The following is an 18,352-nucleotide window of genomic DNA, read 5'->3' as shown; positions in this document are numbered from 1 at the left end:
GCTATACCCAAAATAATTCGAGTTGCTTAAAGGCGGCAAGGGAGTGAGTTCCCAGGCGCATAGATAACGATGTGACTGGGGTGAGCGACAAATCTGCCGGGAGCAGATTTGAACGTCGCGTGCGACGGCCCGTCAGGACGAAGCCCATGGATGGGCCGAGTAATCCGTAGCCAACACATAAGCCACTTGAAATATGAAGGGGATATAAAAAAGGGCCGCTTACGCGGCCCGCTTGACTATAGTGACGACAGGCAGGGGTTATTTCTTGCCTTCAGCCCACTTGCCGTCGACGAAGAACGCTGACCATCCCGTCGCCTTCCCGTCTTTTTCCGCCGCAACGTACTGCTGTTTTGTTTTGCGGCTAAAGCGAACAACGGTTTTATTGCCTTCCGGGTCCTGCTGCGGCGCATCCGCCAGATAACGCAGTTTTTCCGGCAGGCGATCGCGGAACCGGTAAAGCTCCTCGACTAATGGCGCGCGCGTTTCACGTGATTTCGGGAACGTATTGGCCGCCAGGAATATCCCTGCGGCGCCATCGCGCAGCACAAAGTACGCGTCCGATTTTTCACACGGCAGTTCCGGTAATGGAACAGGATCTTCCTTCGGCGGCGCAACTTCGCCGTTACGCAAGATCTTACGGGTATTTTTACATTCGTCGTTAGTACAGGCCATGTACTTACCAAAACGCCCCATTTTCAGGTGCATTTCGGAACCACATTTCTCACACTCAACGATCGGGCCGTCATACCCTTTGATGCGAAACTCGCCTTCTTCAATCTCGTAGCCGTCACAGGTCGGGTTATTACCACACACATGCAATTTACGCTTCGGATCGATCAGATAGCTGTCCATCGCCGTACCGCACTTCTGACAGCGCCGCTTGGCGCGCAGGGCGTTGGTTTCGGCGTCGTCGCCTTCCAGCACGTTCAGAACTTCATTTTCCGGCACCAGGTTAATGGTCGTTTTACAACGCTCTTTCGGCGAAAGCGCATAACCTGAACAACCAAGGAAAACCCCCGTACTGGCAGTACGAATTCCCATTTTACGGCCACAGGTTGGACAGTCGATGCTGGTCAGCACCATCTGGTTAGGACGCATCCCCCCTTCTTCCGGATCTTTCTCGGCTTTATCGAGCTGCTGAGTAAAATCGCTGAAGAAGTTATCCAGTACCGCTTTCCACTCGGCCTGGTGATTTGCAACCTGATCCAGACTATCTTCCATCTGCGCGGTAAAATCGTAGTTCATCAATTCGCGGAAGTTTTCTTCCAGCCGGTCGGTGACGATTTCACCCATTTTTTCCGCATAGAAGCGACGGTTTTCAACGCGAACATAGCCGCGATCCTGAATGGTCGAGATAATCGACGCATAGGTAGACGGACGACCAATACCGCGCTTCTCAAGCTCTTTAACCAGAGAAGCCTCGCTGAAACGGGCTGGCGGTTTAGTAAAGTGCTGAGCAGGCGTCAATTCAAGTAGCGTCAGCGCATCGCCCTTATTCACGGCAGGCAATGTGCGATCTTCATCGCCTTTACGCAGCGCCGGCATCACTTTTGTCCAGCCGTCAAAGCGCAAAATACGCCCACGCGCTTTCAGACGGAATTCGCCTGCGCCAACGGTAAGCGTAGTGGAGTCATATTGTGCTGGCGTCATCTGACAGGCGACAAACTGACGCCAAATTAGCTGATACAACTTCTGCGCGTCAGCCTCCATGTCTTTCAGCGACTCCGCCATGACAGCAACGTCGGAAGGACGGATCGCTTCGTGCGCTTCCTGAGAGTTTTCTTTGCTGGCGTACTGGTTCGGGTTATCCGGCAGGTATTTCTTGCCGAAATTATCGCCAATATAGCCGCGCACCATGTTGACCGCATCCTGACTCAGGTTGGTGGAGTCTGTACGCATATAGGTGATGTAGCCCGCCTCATACAGACGCTGCGCCATCATCATGGTTTTCTTCACGCCAAAGCCCAGCCGGGTGCTGGCCGCCTGTTGTAGCGTGGAGGTGATAAACGGCGCGCCAGGTTTGCTGCTGGTCGGTTTGTCTTCACGCTCCAGTACGCTATAGCGCGCTTTTTCCAACAAGCTGACGGCGGCAAGCGTCTGCTCGCGATTAACCGGCCGGAATGGCTTGTCGTTCTGATGCGTGACCTGTAGCGGTAGCGCCTCGCCAGACGGCGTCGTCGTATTAGCGTCAATTTCCCAGAACTCTTCCGGAACAAACGCTTTAATCTCGCGCTCGCGTTCAACGACCAGACGGACCGCGACAGACTGAACGCGACCTGCCGACAAACCACGGGCGATCTTTTTCCACAGCAGCGGCGAGACCATATAGCCTACCACGCGGTCCATAAAGCGGCGCGCTTGCTGGGCGTTAACCCTGTTAATGTTCAGCTCGCCCGGCTGTTCAAACGCCTGGCGAATGGCATTTTTGGTTATTTCGTTAAAGACTACGCGACTGTAGCGCGCGTCATCGCCGCCGATCACTTCCCGCAGGTGCCATGCAATGGCTTCCCCTTCGCGGTCAAGGTCGGTTGCGAGATAGATGTGGTCGGCTTTTTCCGCCAACTGTTTCAGTTCAGAGACGACCTTCTCTTTACCGGGCAGCACTTCATAGTGCGCATCCCAGTTGTGCCACGGGTCAACCCCCATACGGTTGACGAGAGCGCCACGTTCATCCTTTTTGGGCTTTTTAGCCGTTTTGGTGGAGGTAGAGTCGGCGCTCTTTTTAGCTGCTGAGCCACTGGTCGGCAAATCACGGATATGACCCACGCTGGATTTCACCACGTAGTCATTACCCAGATACTTGTTGATCGTTTTGGCTTTTGCCGGGGACTCAACGATGACAAGAGCTTTACCCATATTCACCTTTACCTAAGTTGATTCTTCCAGGAATGCGTCGCACGTTGATTCACCTTCCACTGGCGACGAGACAACGATATATGGTCTCTGCGTCTGCGGATATCAACCCCTTGTACTGGCTTTGTGTACGAAATGTAACCCTCAGGTGACTGAGTTAACAGGCTTTTTTGCACACACGCGCTATAGCACGACGGAATTTTGGTCGAATGTCAAGCAATTCTGTTGCCAGATTGACGAAAGCGTCACACTGTACCTGATAAAATTCGATACGCAACTTTATTAGCATGCAAAAACAAATCTTGCCAGTGAACGCAACATGACAAATCCATCAATTTCCTGTGAGAATATTTGCCCATCAGAAGTGCTCAGCGTAGACTAATCTCCTTGTTTAAGGAGTAAAAAATGCATAAAGAGACGCAACCTATCGATCGCGAAACACTGTTGCTTGAAGCCAACAAAATTATTCGGGAACATGAAGACACGATGGCAGGTATTGTCGCCACCGGCGTAACGCAGAGAAATGGCGTGCTGGTTTTCAGCGGCGATTACTTTTTAGACGAGCAAGGGTTACCGACCCCTAAAAGCACCGCGGTGTTTAACATGTTTAAACACCTGGCGCATGTGCTGTCTGAGAAGTATCACCTGGTTGATTAATCCATGCCGGATGGCGCTGAATGCCATCCGGCAATAGCGGTTTACATCAACGGCTTTTGTCCACGCTGCCACCAGCGCAGCAGCAGCCGATCCGCGCTTTCCGCCGCGCTGCCGGTAACACGATCGATCAGTTTTTTACGCTGCATATAGCGCACATTCAGCACCTCGCGCCCTTCCATCAGGCCGAGGATAACCTCATCGCTGGTGTTAATCTCATCAACCAGTCCCTTCTCCAGCGCCTGCTGACCGTACCAGTGTTCGCCCGTGGCGACCTGTTCAATGTCCAGAGCCGGACGCATCCGCTGCACAAACTCTTTGAACAGATGGTGCGTTTCGTTGAGATCTTCACGAAACTTCTGCCGCCCTTCTTCCGTATTCTCGCCTAACAAGGTCAGGGTACGTTTGTACTGCCCTGCGGTATGCAGTTCAATATCAATGTCTTTACTTTTGAGAAAGCGGTTAAAGTTCGGGATTTGCGCGACAACACCAATTGACCCCACAATAGCGAACGGCGCCGCGATAATTTTTTCCGCCACGCAGGCCATCATGTAGCCTCCGCTTGCCGCGACTTTATCCACTGTCACGGTCAGCGGAATATTTTTATCGCGCAGGCGCTGCAATTGCGATGCCGCCAGGCCATAGCCATGCACAACGCCACCTGGGCTTTCCAGACGCACAACCGCCCGATCGCCGGGTTTCGCCACTGCCAGCACCGCCGTGACCTCTTCGCGTAACGCATTAACTTCGTGAGCATCCATACTGCCTTTGAAATCTATCACCCATACACGCGGTTTGTCCGATGTCGCAATGTCCCCCAGCTTCGCTTTCGCTTTGGCGGCTTTCGCCTCCTGCTTATGCTTTTTTTTCTGCGCTTTATGCCACAGTTTTTGCTGATGGCCATCCATCAACGCCGCAGCAAGGTCATCCTTCATCTCCTGATACTGCTCGCTCAAATTGGTCACGCGCAGCTCGCCGCGCTGACGTTTGCGTTGCGTAGCATTCACGATCAGCAGCACAATGACGGCAATGGCCACCACAACGGTGACGATTTTTGCCAAAAATAAGCCATATTCAGACAACAATTCCACGACTCCCACCTTGATTAAATAACGCGACTTGCGCTCAGTGTACAACAGGCATCGAAGTCAGTCTCTCTTCATCCGTATGCCTGTTGAGGAAGAAAAAGTATGACAAGACGTTCATTTTACGGCGTTATCGCCCCTGTCTGATTGAAAAAAAAGGCGCTTTCAGGCATAAACCCGAAAAGTTAACGCGAAGATAAGACAACCTGGCAGGACGGTGCACCACGCCGTTGAGGAGTAGCCATGCATTACCAACCGAAACAAGATCTATTGCAAAACCGCATTATTCTGGTCACTGGCGCCAGCGATGGCATTGGGCGGGAAGCCGCGCTCACGTATGCGCGTTATGGCGCAACGGTGATTCTGCTGGGACGCAACGAAGAGAAACTGCGTCGGGTCGCGCAGCACATTGCTGACGAACAACATGTTCAACCACAGTGGTTTACGCTCGATCTGCTGACCTGCACCGCTGAAGAGTGCCGGCAAGTGGCCGACCGCATCGCCGCGCACTATCCCCGCCTGGATGGCGTCCTGCACAATGCCGGGTTACTGGGGGAAATCGGCCCAATGAGCGAACAAGATCCGCAGATCTGGCAGGATGTCATGCAGGTAAACGTTAACGCCACCTTTATGCTCACCCAGGCGCTGTTACCGTTATTGCTGAAGTCCGATGCCGGCTCGCTGGTCTTTACGTCATCAAGCGTTGGCCGTCAGGGACGCGCCAACTGGGGCGCCTATGCCACCTCGAAGTTTGCTACTGAAGGAATGATGCAGGTGCTGGCGGACGAATACCAGAACCGTTCTCTGCGTGTTAACTGCATTAACCCGGGCGGCACGCGCACCAGTATGCGCGCCAGCGCCTTTCCGACGGAAGATCCACAGAAATTAAAAACGCCTGCCGATATTATGCCGCTTTACCTGTGGCTTATGGGCGACGACAGTCGCCGTAAAACCGGTATGACCTTTGACGCCCAACCGGGCCGTAAACCAGGAATCGCCCAATGAGTGATGAACGTTATCAGCAGCGCCAGCAGAAGGTAAAAGATCGGGTTGACGCCCGTGTCGCCCAGGCACAGGAAGAGCGCGGTATTATTATCGTGTTTACTGGCAATGGTAAGGGCAAAACCACGGCGGCTTTCGGGACTGCCGCCCGCGCCGTAGGACACGGTAAAAGCGTAGGCGTGGTGCAATTTATTAAAGGCACCTGGCCCAACGGCGAGCGTAATCTGCTGGAACCGCATGGCGTCGAATTTCAGGTGATGGCAACGGGATTTACCTGGGAGACGCAAAATCGCGAGGCAGACACCGCAGCATGTATGGCCGTTTGGCAGCATGGGAAACGGATGCTGGCCGATCCGCTGCTTGATATGGTAGTACTGGATGAGCTGACCTATATGGTGGCGTATGACTATTTACCGCTGGAAGAGGTCATAAGCGCGCTAAACGCGCGCCCTGGTCACCAGACGGTGATTATTACAGGTCGCGGCTGTCACCGGGATATTCTTGATCTTGCGGATACCGTCAGCGAACTGCGTCCGGTTAAACATGCTTTTGACGCGGGCGTAAAAGCCCAGATGGGAATTGATTATTAACCGTAGGCCGGATTAAGGCGTTTGCGCCGCCATCCGGCACAAACCCTCTTGTCTGATGATCCTCGGCCTATAGACCGCGGTAGAGATTACCCGTTGTTATTACGCCCACCGGAGCGGCGTCCGCCAGCTATCTGGCTGTGGCGTTTTACCGCCCGACGGATCTGGTTCGCTTTCATACGACGACGGTCTTTTTCGACGGCAACCTTCGACGAGGTTTCCGGCGGGAGCTCTACCAGACCACGCAGATAGTTCGTTTGCGCGAGGTCGAGCTCAGTCCAGCCGCCGCGCGGCAGGCCTTTCGGCAGCGGGATATCGCCGTAACGAACGCGGATCAGACGGCTGACCTGAACGCCTACCGCTTCCCACAGTCGGCGAACTTCGCGGTTCCGCCCTTCCGTCAGCGTCACGTTATACCACTGGTTAATGCCTTCGCCGCCGCTGAATTTAATGGTCTTAAATGCCGCCGGGCCATCTTCCAACTGTACGCCACGGCTTAAATCACGCAGTTTCGATTCATCCACCTGACCGAACACGCGCACGGCATATTCACGTTCAACTTCACGACTAGGGTGCATCAGGCGGTTCGCCAGTTCACCGTCGGTGGTAAACAACAATAGCCCGCAGGTGTTGACATCCAGACGTCCTACCGCAATCCACCGCGCGCCGCGCAATTTCGGTAAGCGATCAAAAACGGTTGGCCGCCCTTCAGGGTCATTGCGGGTACACAGTTCACCTTCTGGTTTGTAATAGGCCAGAACGCGGCAAATTTGTTCCGCCGACTCTTTCACCGAAATCAGGTGACCGTCGATACGGATTTTCAAACCGGGAGTGACTTCAACACGATCGCCAAGCGTGGCGATTTTACCGTCAACGCTGACACGTCCCGCTTCAATAATGGATTCGATTTCACGGCGAGAGCCGTGGCCAGCGCGCGCCAGCACTTTTTGTAACTTTTCGCTCATAGAGCTTCCTTCAGGTGTCGCCTTCACAGGCGTCGAACAGGAGAATGAACGGCGCGTTGCCGCGCCATTTTAAGGCCGCGTAGTATACAGGCTTACGCCCTTATAAGAAAGGTGTAACGTCGCCGACGCCTTCGCGCAGCACCACCGGGGAGTCATTGGTCAAATCGATTACCGTGGTAGGCTGTTGGCCGAGGTAACCGCCGTGGATGATCAGATCCACCTGCTTCTCCAGCCGATCTTTAATCTCCTCCGGGTCCGACTCGGTAAAATCGCTGCCAGGCAGCATCAACGACGTCGAGAGCATCGGTTCGCCCAGCGTATCCAATAACGCCAGCGCAATCGGGTTTGACGGTACGCGCAGGCCGATAGTTTTACGCTTTTCCTGCAACAGACGGCGCGGCACCTCTTTTGTCCCCTTCAGGATAAAGGTGTAGTTACCCGGCGTATTGTTTTTCATCAGACGAAATGCCACGTTGTCGACGTAGGAGTAAGTCGACAACTCGGACAAATCGCGGCACATCAGCGTGAAGTTGTGGCCGTCCGGCAGATGACGGATGCGGCAAATGCGCTCCATTGCGCCTTTGTCTTCAATTTTACAACCAAGGGCATAGCCGGAATCGGTTGGATAAACAATAACACCGCCTTTACGCACAATGTCGACGGCCTGATTAATCAGCCGTTGCTGTGGGTTATCCGGATGGATATAAAAAAACTGGCTCATACTTCCCTCACTGTGATATTTGCGGCTGTTCCCATGTCTGCCATACGCCTTCAACGCCAGCGGGCAGCCAGAGTTTACGCCCCAATTCAATCCACGGGCAGGGCTGATGGAAATCAGATCCAAGCGATGCCCATAAATGATGCTGGCGCGCAAGCGTCGCCAGTTGGGTGCGTTCATTGGGCGATTGTTGGCACTGCGCCACTTCCATCGCGTCGCCGTGATGGTCGGCAAATTGCGCCACTAATCTTTTCAGCCACTTAGCGCTAAGGTCGTAGCGTCCCGGATGGGCCAACACCGCCTTACCGCCAGAATGATGAATGACATCAATAGCTTGTTCTATTGTACACCACTGCGGCGGAACGTAACCGGTTTTCCCACGCGCGAGATATTTTTTAAAAACATCCGCCATGGTCGCGGCTTTGCCGCACTCCACCAGAAAGCGGGCGAAGTGGCCGCGCGTCACCGCGCCGCCATTGGCCAGTCTCAATGCCCCTTCCCACGCGCCGGGAATATGGGCTTTTTCCAGACGCTCCGCAATGAGCCGACCACGCGCCTGACGCCGCTGTGTCTGCTGCGCCAGAAAATCGCGCATTGCCGGATGCGCAATATCAATATTCAGACCCACAATGTGAATCTCATGATTCTCCCAGACCGTTGAAATCTCCACGCCGGGAATAAGATTCAGGGCCAGCCCGGAACGTGAAATTTCTTCTCTTGCCGCAGGAATCGCGGCTGTGGTGTCATGATCGGTAATCGCCAGCGTGCCGACTCGCATCTCTACCGCACGGTGTACTAATGTTTCTGGCGTCAACAGTCCATCGGACGCCGTGGTATGACTGTGCAGATCGTAAATCACTGCGTAATTCGTGTCGCTCAAGGCGGCTCCCATAGAGATAAAGTTATGTCATGTACATCATAACGGTTCCGGCAAATATACTGAAATAGGTGTTGACATTATTCCATCGAACTAGTTAACTAGTACGAAAGTTCACATGAAGAGGGTATCTAAAATGGCAGCGACATTTGCATTACACGGTTGGTGGCGCACTTCCTGATAGCGGGCGGTGTATGAACAGCTGTAATCAGCCAAACGATACCCGGCCCGCCTGTTAAGCGGGCTTTTTTTTGAACAAAATAATGAGAATAACCATGCAAACACCAAAACCCACGCTCGAACTATTGACCTGCGATGCCGCCTACCGGGAAAACCCAACGGCGCTTTTTCATCAGGTCTGCGGCGATCGCCCGGCAACGCTGCTGCTGGAATCCGCGGATATCGACAGTAAAGATGATTTAAAAAGCCTGCTGCTGGTAGATAGCGCGCTGCGCATTACCGCTTTAGGTGACACTGTCACCATTCAGGCGTTATCTGATAATGGCGCCTCGTTATTGCCGCTACTGGATACCGCCCTGCCCGCTGGCGTGGAGAACGAAGTCCTGCCTGCCGGTCGCGTTCTACGCTTCCCGCCCGTCAGCCCATTATTAGATGAAGACGCCCGTTTATGCTCTCTGTCGGTATTTGATGCGTTCCGTCTGTTACAGGGAGTGGTGAACATACCGACGCAAGAGCGGGAGGCTATGTTTTTCGGCGGTCTGTTTGCCTACGACCTGGTCGCTGGCTTTGAAGCGCTGCCACACCTTGAGGCTGGCAATAACTGCCCGGACTACTGCTTTTATTTAGCGGAAACGCTGATGGTGATAGATCATCAGAAAAAAAGCACCCGTATTCAGGCCAGTCTGTTCACCGCCAGCGACCGGGAAAAACAGCGCCTGAACGCCCGCCTGGCGTACCTTAGCCAACAGTTAACCCAGCCTGCGCCGCCGTTGCCGGTGACGCCGGTGCCGGACATGCGCTGTGAATGCAATCAGAGCGATGACGCGTTCGGCGCGGTGGTACGCCAGTTGCAAAAAGCCATCCGCGCGGGCGAGATATTTCAGGTGGTGCCGTCGCGCCGCTTTTCACTGCCCTGCCCGTCGCCGTTGGCTGCCTACTACGTGCTGAAAAAGAGCAACCCCAGCCCATATATGTTCTTTATGCAGGATAATGATTTCACGCTTTTCGGCGCGTCGCCGGAAAGCTCGCTGAAATATGACGCCGCCAGCCGTCAGATTGAGATTTACCCCATCGCGGGTACCCGTCCACGCGGTCGCCGCGCCGATGGTACGCTGGACAGAGATCTCGACAGCCGTATTGAGCTGGACATGCGTACCGACCATAAAGAGCTTTCCGAACATCTGATGCTGGTCGATCTGGCGCGCAATGACCTGGCGCGCATCTGTACGCCGGGCAGTCGCTACGTTGCCGATCTGACCAAAGTTGACCGCTATTCGTACGTGATGCATCTGGTTTCCCGGGTAGTGGGCGAACTGCGTCACGATCTCGACGCGCTGCACGCCTATCGCGCCTGCATGAACATGGGCACCCTGAGCGGCGCGCCGAAAGTACGCGCCATGCAGTTGATTGCCGATGCGGAAGGACAGCGCCGCGGCAGCTATGGCGGCGCGGTCGGTTACTTCACCGCCCACGGCGATCTGGACACCTGTATTGTTATCCGCTCCGCGCTGGTGGAGAACGGTATCGCCACCGTACAGGCGGGAGCCGGAATTGTGCTGGACTCGGTTCCGCAGTCTGAAGCCGATGAAACCCGTAATAAAGCGCGCGCCGTATTGCGTGCTATCGCCACCGCGCATCATGCACAGGAGACCTTCTGATGGCTGATATTCTGCTGCTCGATAACATCGACTCGTTTACCTGGAACCTGGCAGATCAGCTACGGACCAACGGTCATAACGTGGTGATTTACCGTAACCATATTCCGGCGCAGACGCTTATCGATCGCCTGGCGACAATGAAAAATCCGGTGCTAATGCTCTCCCCCGGTCCGGGCGTTCCCAGCGAGGCAGGCTGTATGCCGGAGCTGCTGACCCGACTACGCGGCAAGTTACCGATCATCGGCATTTGTCTGGGGCATCAGGCGATTGTCGAAGCTTACGGCGGTTATGTCGGTCAGGCGGGAGAAATCCTGCATGGCAAAGCCTCCAGCATTGAGCATGACGGTCAGGCGATGTTCGCCGGGCTGGCGAATCCGCTACCGGTCGCGCGTTATCATTCGCTGGTCGGCAGTAATGTTCCTGCCGGGCTAACCATTAACGCCCATTTCAACGGCATGGTGATGGCGGTACGTCATGATGCGGATCGCGTTTGCGGTTTTCAATTTCATCCTGAGTCCATCCTGACGACACAGGGCGCGCGTCTACTGGAGCAAACATTAGCCTGGGCGCAGCAAAAGCTGGAACCGACCAACACCCTACAGCCAATTCTGGAGAAACTCTATCAGGCGCAAACTCTGACGCAACAAGAGAGCCATCAGTTGTTTTCGGCGGTCGTCCGCGGCGAACTTAAACCTGAACAGCTCGCCGCCGCGCTGGTGAGCATGAAAATTCGCGGCGAGCATCCCAATGAAATTGCCGGCGCCGCCACTGCGTTGCTGGAAAATGCCGCCCCGTTCCCGCGCCCGGACTACCTGTTTGCGGATATCGTTGGTACCGGCGGCGATGGCAGTAACAGTATCAATATCTCTACCGCCAGCGCCTTTGTCGCGGCGGCCTGTGGACTGAAAGTGGCGAAACACGGCAACCGCAGCGTATCCAGCAAATCGGGGTCATCCGATCTGTTGGCGGCGTTCGGTATTAATCTGGATATGAACGCCGATAAATCACGTCAGGCGTTAGATGAACTGGGCGTCTGTTTCCTGTTCGCGCCGAAATATCACACCGGATTCCGTCACGCGATGCCGGTTCGCCAACAGTTAAAAACGCGAACCCTGTTCAACGTACTCGGCCCGCTGATCAATCCGGCGCATCCGCCGCTGGCGTTGATTGGCGTCTATAGCCCGGAACTGGTGCTGCCGATTGCGGAAACCTTAAGGGTACTGGGCTATCAGCGCGCGGCGGTGGTACATAGCGGCGGCATGGATGAGGTTTCGCTCCATGCGCCGACGATTGTCGCGGAGCTGCATAACGGCGAAATTAAAAGCTATCAACTGACGGCGGAGGATTTTGGCCTGACGCCTTACCATCAGGATCAGTTGGCTGGCGGCACGCCGGAAGAAAACCGTGACATTCTGACGCGGTTATTACAAGGTAAAGGCGATGCCGCGCATGAGGCCGCCGTCGCCGCCAACGTGGCGATGCTGATGCGTCTGCATGGTCAGGAAGATCTCAAGGCCAACGCGCAAACCGTGCTTGATGTTCTGCGCAACGGCACCGCATATGACAGAGTCACCGCACTGGCGGCAAGAGGGTAAATAATGCAAACCGTTTTAGCGAAAATCGTCGCAGACAAGGCGATTTGGGTAGAAGCCCGCAAACAGCAACAGCCGCTGGCCAGTTTTCAAAATGAGATCCAGCCAAGTACACGCCATTTTTATGATGCGCTCCAGGGCGCGCGTACCGCCTTTATTCTGGAGTGTAAGAAAGCATCGCCATCAAAAGGCGTGATTCGCGATGATTTCGATCCGGCGCGTATTGCCAGTATTTATCAACATTACGCCTCGGCAATCTCGGTGCTCACCGACGAAAAATATTTTCAGGGGAGCTTCGATTTTCTGCCGGTCGTTAGCCAAAGCGCGCCGCAGCCGATTCTGTGTAAGGATTTTATTATCGATCCCTATCAGATCTACCTTGCCCGTTACTATCAGGCCGATGCCTGTTTACTGATGCTCTCGGTTCTGGATGACGAACAGTATCGCCAGCTCTCCGCCGTCGCGCACAGTCTGAAAATGGGCGTGCTCACGGAGGTCAGTAATGACGAAGAACGGGAGCGCGCGATAGCGTTAGGCGCAAAAGTGGTAGGTATCAACAATCGCGATCTGCGCGATCTGTCGATTGATTTGAATCGCACCCGCCAGCTGGCGCCAAAACTGGGCCACGGCGTGACTGTCATCAGCGAGTCCGGGATTAACACCTATGGTCAGGTACGCGAACTGAGCCACTTCGCCAACGGTTTTTTAATTGGCTCGGCGTTAATGGCGCATGACGATCTTAACGCCGCCGTCCGTCGCGTGCTGCTTGGCGAAAATAAAGTCTGCGGCCTGACCCGCGCCCAGGACGCTAAAGCGGCCTGTGACGCTGGCGCAATATATGGCGGGTTGATTTTTGTGCCCTCATCTCCACGCGCGGTGAGCGTTGAGCAGGCGCGAGAAGTGATAAGCGCCGCGCCATTGCAGTATGTCGGCGTTTTCCAGAACGCTGATATCGCCGATGTTTGCCAGAAAGCCGCCGTCCTGTCGCTTTCTGCCGTACAGCTACATGGCAGCGAAGACCAGGCGTATGTCAACGCGCTGCGCGAGGCGTTGCCGAAACAGGTGCAAATCTGGAAGGCGCTGAGCGTTAGCGATGCCCTTCCCGCACGCGATTATCACCATGTCGATAAATACATTTTCGACAATGGGCAAGGCGGCAGCGGGCAGCGCTTCGACTGGTCACTGCTACAGGGGCAACCGCTGGATGATGTGTTACTGGCGGGCGGGCTGGCGGCCGATAACTGCGTCCAGGCGGCGCAAGTCGGCTGTGCCGGTCTCGATTTTAATTCAGGTGTGGAGTCACAGCCGGGCATCAAAGATGCTCGTCTTCTGGCCTCGGTTTTTCAGACACTGCGCGCATATTAAGGAAAAAACATGACAACACTTCTCAACCCCTACTTTGGTGAATTCGGCGGCATGTATGTGCCGCAGATCCTGATGCCTGCGCTGAACCAGCTTGAAGAGGCCTTCGTCAGCGCGCAAAAAGATCCTGAATTTCAGGCGCAATTCGCCGATCTGCTAAAAAACTACGCGGGACGCCCCACCGCGCTGACGAAATGCCAGAACATTACCGCCGGTACGCGTACCACGTTGTATTTAAAGCGCGAAGATTTACTGCACGGCGGCGCACACAAAACCAATCAGGTACTGGGTCAGGCGCTGCTGGCCAAACGGATGGGTAAAAGCGAGATTATCGCTGAAACCGGCGCCGGTCAGCACGGCGTCGCCTCTGCGCTCGCCAGCGCCCTGCTGGGTCTGAAATGCCGTATCTATATGGGTGCCAAAGACGTTGAGCGCCAGTCGCCGAACGTCTTCCGTATGCGTCTGATGGGCGCTGAGGTTATCCCGGTTCATAGCGGCTCCGCTACGCTAAAAGATGCCTGTAACGAGGCGCTGCGCGACTGGTCCGGTAGTTACGAAACGGCGCACTATATGCTCGGCACGGCGGCAGGACCGCATCCCTATCCCACCATCGTTCGCGAGTTCCAACGCATGATTGGCGAAGAGACGAAAGCGCAAATCCTCGACAAAGAGGGTCGTCTGCCAGATGCCGTTATCGCTTGCGTCGGTGGCGGATCAAACGCTATCGGGATGTTTGCGGATTTTATTAATGATACCAGCGTCGGGCTAATAGGCGTTGAACCTGGTGGTCATGGTATTGAAACCGGCGAGCATGGCGCGCCGCTTAAACATGGTCGCGTTGGCATCTATTTCGGGATGAAAGCGCCGATGATGCAAACAGCAGACGGGCAAATTGAAGAGTCCTATTCCATTTCCGCCGGGCTCGATTTCCCGTCCGTTGGGCCGCAACATGCGTACCTGAACAGCATCGGACGCGCGGATTATGTCTCCATTACCGATGATGAGGCGCTGGAAGCCTTCAAAACGTTGTGCCGCCATGAGGGAATTATCCCGGCGCTGGAGTCCTCCCACGCGTTGGCGCACGCTCTGAAAATGATGCGCGAGCAGCCGGAAAAAGAGCAACTGCTGGTGGTCAATCTCTCTGGCCGCGGAGATAAAGACATCTTTACCGTACACGATATCCTGAAAGCGCGAGGGGAAATCTGATGGAACGCTACGAAAATTTATTTGCCCAACTCAACGATCGCCGGGAAGGCGCTTTTGTCCCCTTCGTGACCCTGGGCGACCCTGGCATTGAACAGTCACTGAAAATTATCGACACACTGATTGACGCTGGCGCCGACGCTCTGGAACTGGGGGTTCCCTTCTCCGATCCGCTGGCCGATGGCCCTACCATCCAGAATGCGAACTTACGCGCCTTCGCCGCTGGCGTCACGCCGGCTCAGTGTTTTGAAATGCTGGCCCTGATTCGTGAAAAACACCCAACCATTCCGATTGGCCTGCTAATGTACGCGAATCTGGTGTTCAATAACGGCATAGATGCGTTCTATGCCCGTTGTGAACAGGTTGGCGTAGATTCCGTGCTGGTCGCAGATGTCCCGGTTGAAGAATCGGCCCCCTTCCGCCAGGCGGCGTTACGGCATAATATCGCGCCGATCTTCATCTGCCCGCCAAATGCGGATGACGATCTTCTGCGCCAGGTCGCATCTTACGGCCGCGGTTACACCTACCTGCTTTCGCGTTCGGGCGTCACCGGCGCGGAAAACCGTGGCGCATTGCCGTTGCATCATCTCATTGAGAAGCTTAAAGAGTACCATGCCGCGCCTGCGTTACAGGGCTTCGGTATCTCCTCGCCGGAACAGGTGTCTGCGGCCGTGCGTGCCGGGGCGGCTGGCGCTATCTCCGGCTCAGCCATTGTCAAGATTATCGAGAAAAACCTCGCGTCTCCCGAACAGATGTTGGCGGAGCTCAGGTCCTTTGTCTCAGCGATGAAAGCCGCCAGCCGCGCATAACGGGTTAAGCCGTCAGCATAACGCTGGCGGCTTAATGAGAGGTTGGCGCCAAACCAGAATCACGATTCAGGCGTACATCATCAATCTTTTTGGTGTTATTCCCCGTCCAGCTTTCAAAAAGTCTGAAGTCAATTTTTGCTAAGAAAACTCCTAATCACGCCGAAAAATTTAGCGTTTTCACGTCAATTTCCCCCGCCTTTATGTAAAGAAATGTCAACAAACAATGCATTAACGTTTCTATGGCTGCAGATAGTGACGCTTGTTATTAATAACAATGCAAAGCATTTTCTGTTAAATCGCTTATTCTAAAAGAAAATATAGAATATATTATCTCTAAACCATTTTTTGTGCGTTATTTACGCGGTAAATCACAACTATTTCCGTCAATTTGACTAATCGGTTTAACCAACTAATTTTAATAGGGTGTCGACACGGTTAAAACCGATTTTTTCAGCAAGCAACGAGACAGGAGAAATAATATGGCCGAACATCGTGGTGGTTCAGGAAATTTCGCCGAGAATCGTGAAAAAGCATCTGAAGCGGGCCGCAAAGGCGGTCAGCATAGCGGCGGGAATTTCAAAAACGATCCGCAACGAGCTTCTGAAGCCGGTAAAAAAGGTGGTCAGAATAGTCACGGCGGACGTAAATCCGATAATTCCTGATTTACTGTAATGTAAATATAACACATGCTTTTATCAAGCAATCTGCGAGTCTTCTGGCTCGCAGTATTTTGCCCAGGAGAATTAGATTTATGAATATCAAAACCGTTGAAGACCTTTTTATCCATCTACTTTCAGATACCTATAGTGCAGAAAAACAATTAACCAAGGCTCTTCCTAAACTTGCCAGAGCCACGTCCAATGAAAAATTAAGCCAGGCCTTTCAATCTCATCTTGAAGAAACCCAGGGTCAGATTGAACGTATTGATCAGATCGTCGAATCTGAATCTGGCATTAAACTGAAAAGAATGAAATGCGTCGCTATGGAAGGGCTGATTGAAGAAGCCAATGAAGTCATCGAAAGTACGGAGAAAAACGAAGTACGCGATGCAGCGCTTATCGCCGCGGCGCAAAAAGTCGAGCATTACGAAATCGCCAGCTACGGCACGCTAGCCACCCTGGCCGAGCAGCTCGGCTATAGCAAAGCATTAAAACTGCTCAAAGAAACCCTCGACGAGGAAAAACAAACTGATTTAAAACTTACCGATTTAGCAGTCAGCAATGTTAATAAAAGTGCTGAACGCAAATCGAAATAATATTTTTAATTATCAGCTTGCATGATTCCGATTTTATTATCGGAGCAGATTATCACGCATTGAGGAATGTAAAATGAATTATACTGAACATTATCATGACTGGCTTCGTGACGCCCATGCCATGGAAAAACAGGCAGAATCGATGCTTGAATCTATGGCCAGCCGTATTGAAAATTATCCTGATATAAAAGCCAGAATTGAACAACATATTAGTGAAACCAAACATCAAATTACCATGCTCGAAGAAGTGTTGGACCGTAATGGCATTTCCCGTTCGGTGTTGAAAGACTCCATGAGTAAAATGGCAGCAATGGGGCAATCTATCGGTGGCATGTTCCCTTCCGATGAAATTGTCAAAGGTTCAATTAGCGGTTATGTTTTCGAGCAGTTCGAAATTGCTTGTTATACCTCCCTGCTGGCGGCGGCAAAAAAAGCTGGCGACACAGCCTCAATTCCGACGATTGAAGCCATTCTGAAAGAAGAAATGCAAATGGCTGACTGGCTGATCAAACATATTCCGCAGACAACGGAACAATTTTTACTGCGATCTGAAGCAGATGGCGTTGAAGCCAAAAAATAAATAATAAGCAGGAGGCAATATGTTTCGACACGTAAAACAACTTCAATATACTGTGCGAGTGAGCGAACCTAATCCTGGATTAGCGAACCTGCTGCTGGAACAGTTTGGCGGCCCGCAGGGCGAACTGGCGGCCGCCTGCCGCTACTTCACGCAAGGTTTAAGCGATGATGATGCCGGTCGTAGAGAGATGTTAATGGACATCGCCACCGAGGAGCTGAGTCATCTGGAAATTATCGGCTCACTTGTAGGAATGCTTAATAAAGGCGCTAAAGGCGAGCTGGCGGAAGGCACCGAAAGCGAAGCGGAACTTTATCGCTCGCTGACGCAGAATGGTAATGACAGCCATATCACCTCTCTGCTGTATGGCGGCGGCCCTGCGTTGACAAACTCCGGCGGCGTACCGTGGACCGCGGCTTATATTGATACTATCGGCGAAGTCACAGCCGATCTACGCTCAAATATCGCGGCAGAGGCGCGAGCGAAGATTATTTATGAACGCCTGATTAATCTGACCGACGATCCTGGCGTAAAAGACACGCTCAGTTTCTTAATGACCCGTGAAGTCGCGCACCAGCTCTCTTTTGAAAAGGCGCTGTATTCGATTCGTAACAACTTCCCGCCGGGTAAATTACCGCCGGTAGAACAGTATACCGACGTGTACTACAACATGTCGCAAGGCGACGATCCGCGAGGTAGCTGGAATAGCGATGAGAACTTCAACTATGTCGCAGAACCGATGCCTGCTGTTGATGGCGGCGATGGCCTGGCGACAGTGAAATTGCCGCGCGAGCAGATGGCGCTGCTCAAAGCGATGGCAGAAAGAACGAAATCGGACCCCACCGTTGATCCTCTCACTGGCGCAGAACTAGGCTGCGGCGAACCGAAAGAAGACAAGTGAGTTCCGACAAGTAAAATCCGTGTGTCATGTCCTTTTTTGACCCCGCCTGGCGGGGTCTTTTTTCGTCACAACAT

General features: G+C 53.5%; 18 protein-coding genes and 1 other annotated feature. Of the genes, 13 read left to right on the top strand and 5 right to left on the bottom strand.

Annotated elements, in window-relative coordinates; translation table 11 throughout:
• Nucleotides 1-258: 258 nt before the first annotated feature.
• A complete protein-coding gene (gene topA / locus J4617_RS02740) occupies nt 259-2,856 on the bottom strand; it encodes a type I DNA topoisomerase (protein WP_000513592.1) in 2,598 nt (865 codons plus the stop codon).
• A gap of 402 nt (nt 2,857-3,258) precedes the next feature.
• On the opposite strand from topA, the gene J4617_RS02735 reads away from it, so the two are divergent.
• On the top strand, nt 3,259-3,510 hold the full coding sequence (locus tag J4617_RS02735; RefSeq protein WP_000548616.1) for a YciN family protein: 252 nt from the start codon (nt 3,259-3,261) through the stop codon (nt 3,508-3,510).
• Between the two features lie 41 nt (nt 3,511-3,551).
• On the opposite strand, the gene sohB is transcribed toward J4617_RS02735, so the two are convergent.
• The gene (sohB, locus tag J4617_RS02730) at nt 3,552-4,598 is read right to left on the bottom strand and encodes a protease SohB (RefSeq protein ID WP_000422082.1); all 1,047 of its coding nucleotides are present in this window, start codon (nt 4,596-4,598) and stop codon (nt 3,552-3,554) included.
• 237 nt (nt 4,599-4,835) lie between these two features.
• Between sohB and J4617_RS02725 the strand changes: the two genes are divergently transcribed.
• Nucleotides 4,836-5,597, top strand: a complete 762-nt coding sequence (locus J4617_RS02725) for a YciK family oxidoreductase (RefSeq protein ID WP_000559310.1) — start codon at nt 4,836-4,838, stop codon at nt 5,595-5,597.
• Nucleotides 5,594-6,184, top strand: a complete 591-nt coding sequence (gene cobO, locus J4617_RS02720) for a cob(I)yrinic acid a,c-diamide adenosyltransferase (protein WP_001278865.1) — start codon at nt 5,594-5,596, stop codon at nt 6,182-6,184. Before J4617_RS02725 ends, cobO begins: the two co-directional genes overlap by 4 nt.
• Before the next feature lie 86 nt (nt 6,185-6,270).
• Here the strand turns inward: cobO and rluB are convergent, their stop codons facing one another.
• From rluB to rnm, 3 genes are all read right to left on the bottom strand, one after another.
• Complete coding sequence (rluB, locus tag J4617_RS02715; protein WP_001291233.1) at nt 6,271-7,146, bottom strand: 23S rRNA pseudouridine(2605) synthase RluB; 876 nt, start codon at nt 7,144-7,146, stop codon at nt 6,271-6,273.
• A gap of 100 nt (nt 7,147-7,246) precedes the next feature.
• Nucleotides 7,247-7,867: an L-threonylcarbamoyladenylate synthase gene (locus tag J4617_RS02710; protein ID WP_000077250.1), complete on the bottom strand. Its 621-nt coding sequence runs from the start codon at nt 7,865-7,867 to the stop codon at nt 7,247-7,249.
• Between the two features lie 7 nt (nt 7,868-7,874).
• Nucleotides 7,875-8,756: an RNase AM gene (gene rnm, locus J4617_RS02705; protein ID WP_017465596.1), complete on the bottom strand. Its 882-nt coding sequence runs from the start codon at nt 8,754-8,756 to the stop codon at nt 7,875-7,877.
• 121 nt (nt 8,757-8,877) lie between these two features.
• On the opposite strand from rnm, the gene trpL reads away from it, so the two are divergent.
• The 10 genes from trpL to J4617_RS02655 all read left to right on the top strand — a co-directional run bounded on the left by trpL (nt 8,878) and on the right by J4617_RS02655 (nt 18,278).
• Nucleotides 8,878-8,922: a trp operon leader peptide gene (gene trpL / locus J4617_RS02700; RefSeq protein ID WP_010989026.1), complete on the top strand. Its 45-nt coding sequence runs from the start codon at nt 8,878-8,880 to the stop codon at nt 8,920-8,922.
• Nucleotides 8,899-8,994, top strand: a sequence feature (Trp leader region). Its footprint overlaps the gene before it by 24 nt.
• A 22-nt stretch (nt 8,995-9,016) precedes the next feature.
• A complete protein-coding gene (locus J4617_RS02695) occupies nt 9,017-10,579 on the top strand; it encodes an anthranilate synthase component 1 (protein ID WP_001194386.1) in 1,563 nt (520 codons plus the stop codon).
• On the top strand, nt 10,579-12,174 hold the full coding sequence (gene trpD, locus J4617_RS02690; RefSeq protein ID WP_017465597.1) for a bifunctional anthranilate synthase glutamate amidotransferase component TrpG/anthranilate phosphoribosyltransferase TrpD: 1,596 nt from the start codon (nt 10,579-10,581) through the stop codon (nt 12,172-12,174). Before J4617_RS02695 ends, trpD begins: the two co-directional genes overlap by 1 nt.
• 3 nt (nt 12,175-12,177) lie before the next feature.
• Nucleotides 12,178-13,536 carry a bifunctional indole-3-glycerol-phosphate synthase TrpC/phosphoribosylanthranilate isomerase TrpF gene (gene trpCF, locus J4617_RS02685; RefSeq protein ID WP_017465598.1) on the top strand — a complete coding sequence of 453 codons (1,359 nt, stop codon included), beginning with the start codon at nt 12,178-12,180 and terminating at the stop codon, nt 13,534-13,536.
• Nucleotides 13,537-13,545: 9 nt separating this feature from the next.
• Nucleotides 13,546-14,739: a tryptophan synthase subunit beta gene (trpB, locus tag J4617_RS02680; RefSeq protein ID WP_000209485.1), complete on the top strand. Its 1,194-nt coding sequence runs from the start codon at nt 13,546-13,548 to the stop codon at nt 14,737-14,739.
• Nucleotides 14,739-15,545 (top strand): tryptophan synthase subunit alpha, encoded by an 807-nt coding sequence (gene trpA, locus J4617_RS02675; protein WP_000443029.1) that lies wholly within the window; start codon nt 14,739-14,741, stop codon nt 15,543-15,545. The genes trpB and trpA overlap by 1 nt, the downstream gene beginning before the upstream one ends.
• 479 nt (nt 15,546-16,024) lie before the next feature.
• Complete coding sequence (locus J4617_RS02670; protein WP_000807657.1) at nt 16,025-16,207, top strand: general stress protein; 183 nt, start codon at nt 16,025-16,027, stop codon at nt 16,205-16,207.
• Nucleotides 16,208-16,296: 89 nt separating this feature from the next.
• Complete coding sequence (locus J4617_RS02665; protein WP_001022822.1) at nt 16,297-16,800, top strand: ferritin-like domain-containing protein; 504 nt, start codon at nt 16,297-16,299, stop codon at nt 16,798-16,800.
• Nucleotides 16,801-16,873: 73 nt separating this feature from the next.
• Nucleotides 16,874-17,380 carry a ferritin-like domain-containing protein gene (locus tag J4617_RS02660; protein ID WP_001109977.1) on the top strand — a complete coding sequence of 169 codons (507 nt, stop codon included), beginning with the start codon at nt 16,874-16,876 and terminating at the stop codon, nt 17,378-17,380.
• Between the two features lie 19 nt (nt 17,381-17,399).
• A complete protein-coding gene (locus tag J4617_RS02655; protein ID WP_000488354.1) occupies nt 17,400-18,278 on the top strand; it encodes a manganese catalase family protein in 879 nt (292 codons plus the stop codon).
• The last annotated feature ends 74 nt before the right edge of the window (nt 18,279-18,352 follow it).

Source organism: Salmonella sp. 32010601201800023SM, assembly GCF_017572235.1.
Classification (GTDB): domain Bacteria; phylum Pseudomonadota; class Gammaproteobacteria; order Enterobacterales; family Enterobacteriaceae; genus Salmonella; species Salmonella enterica.
The sequence above is the reverse complement of the archived record's forward strand: the minus strand, read 5'-3'. Positions and strand labels throughout refer to the sequence as shown.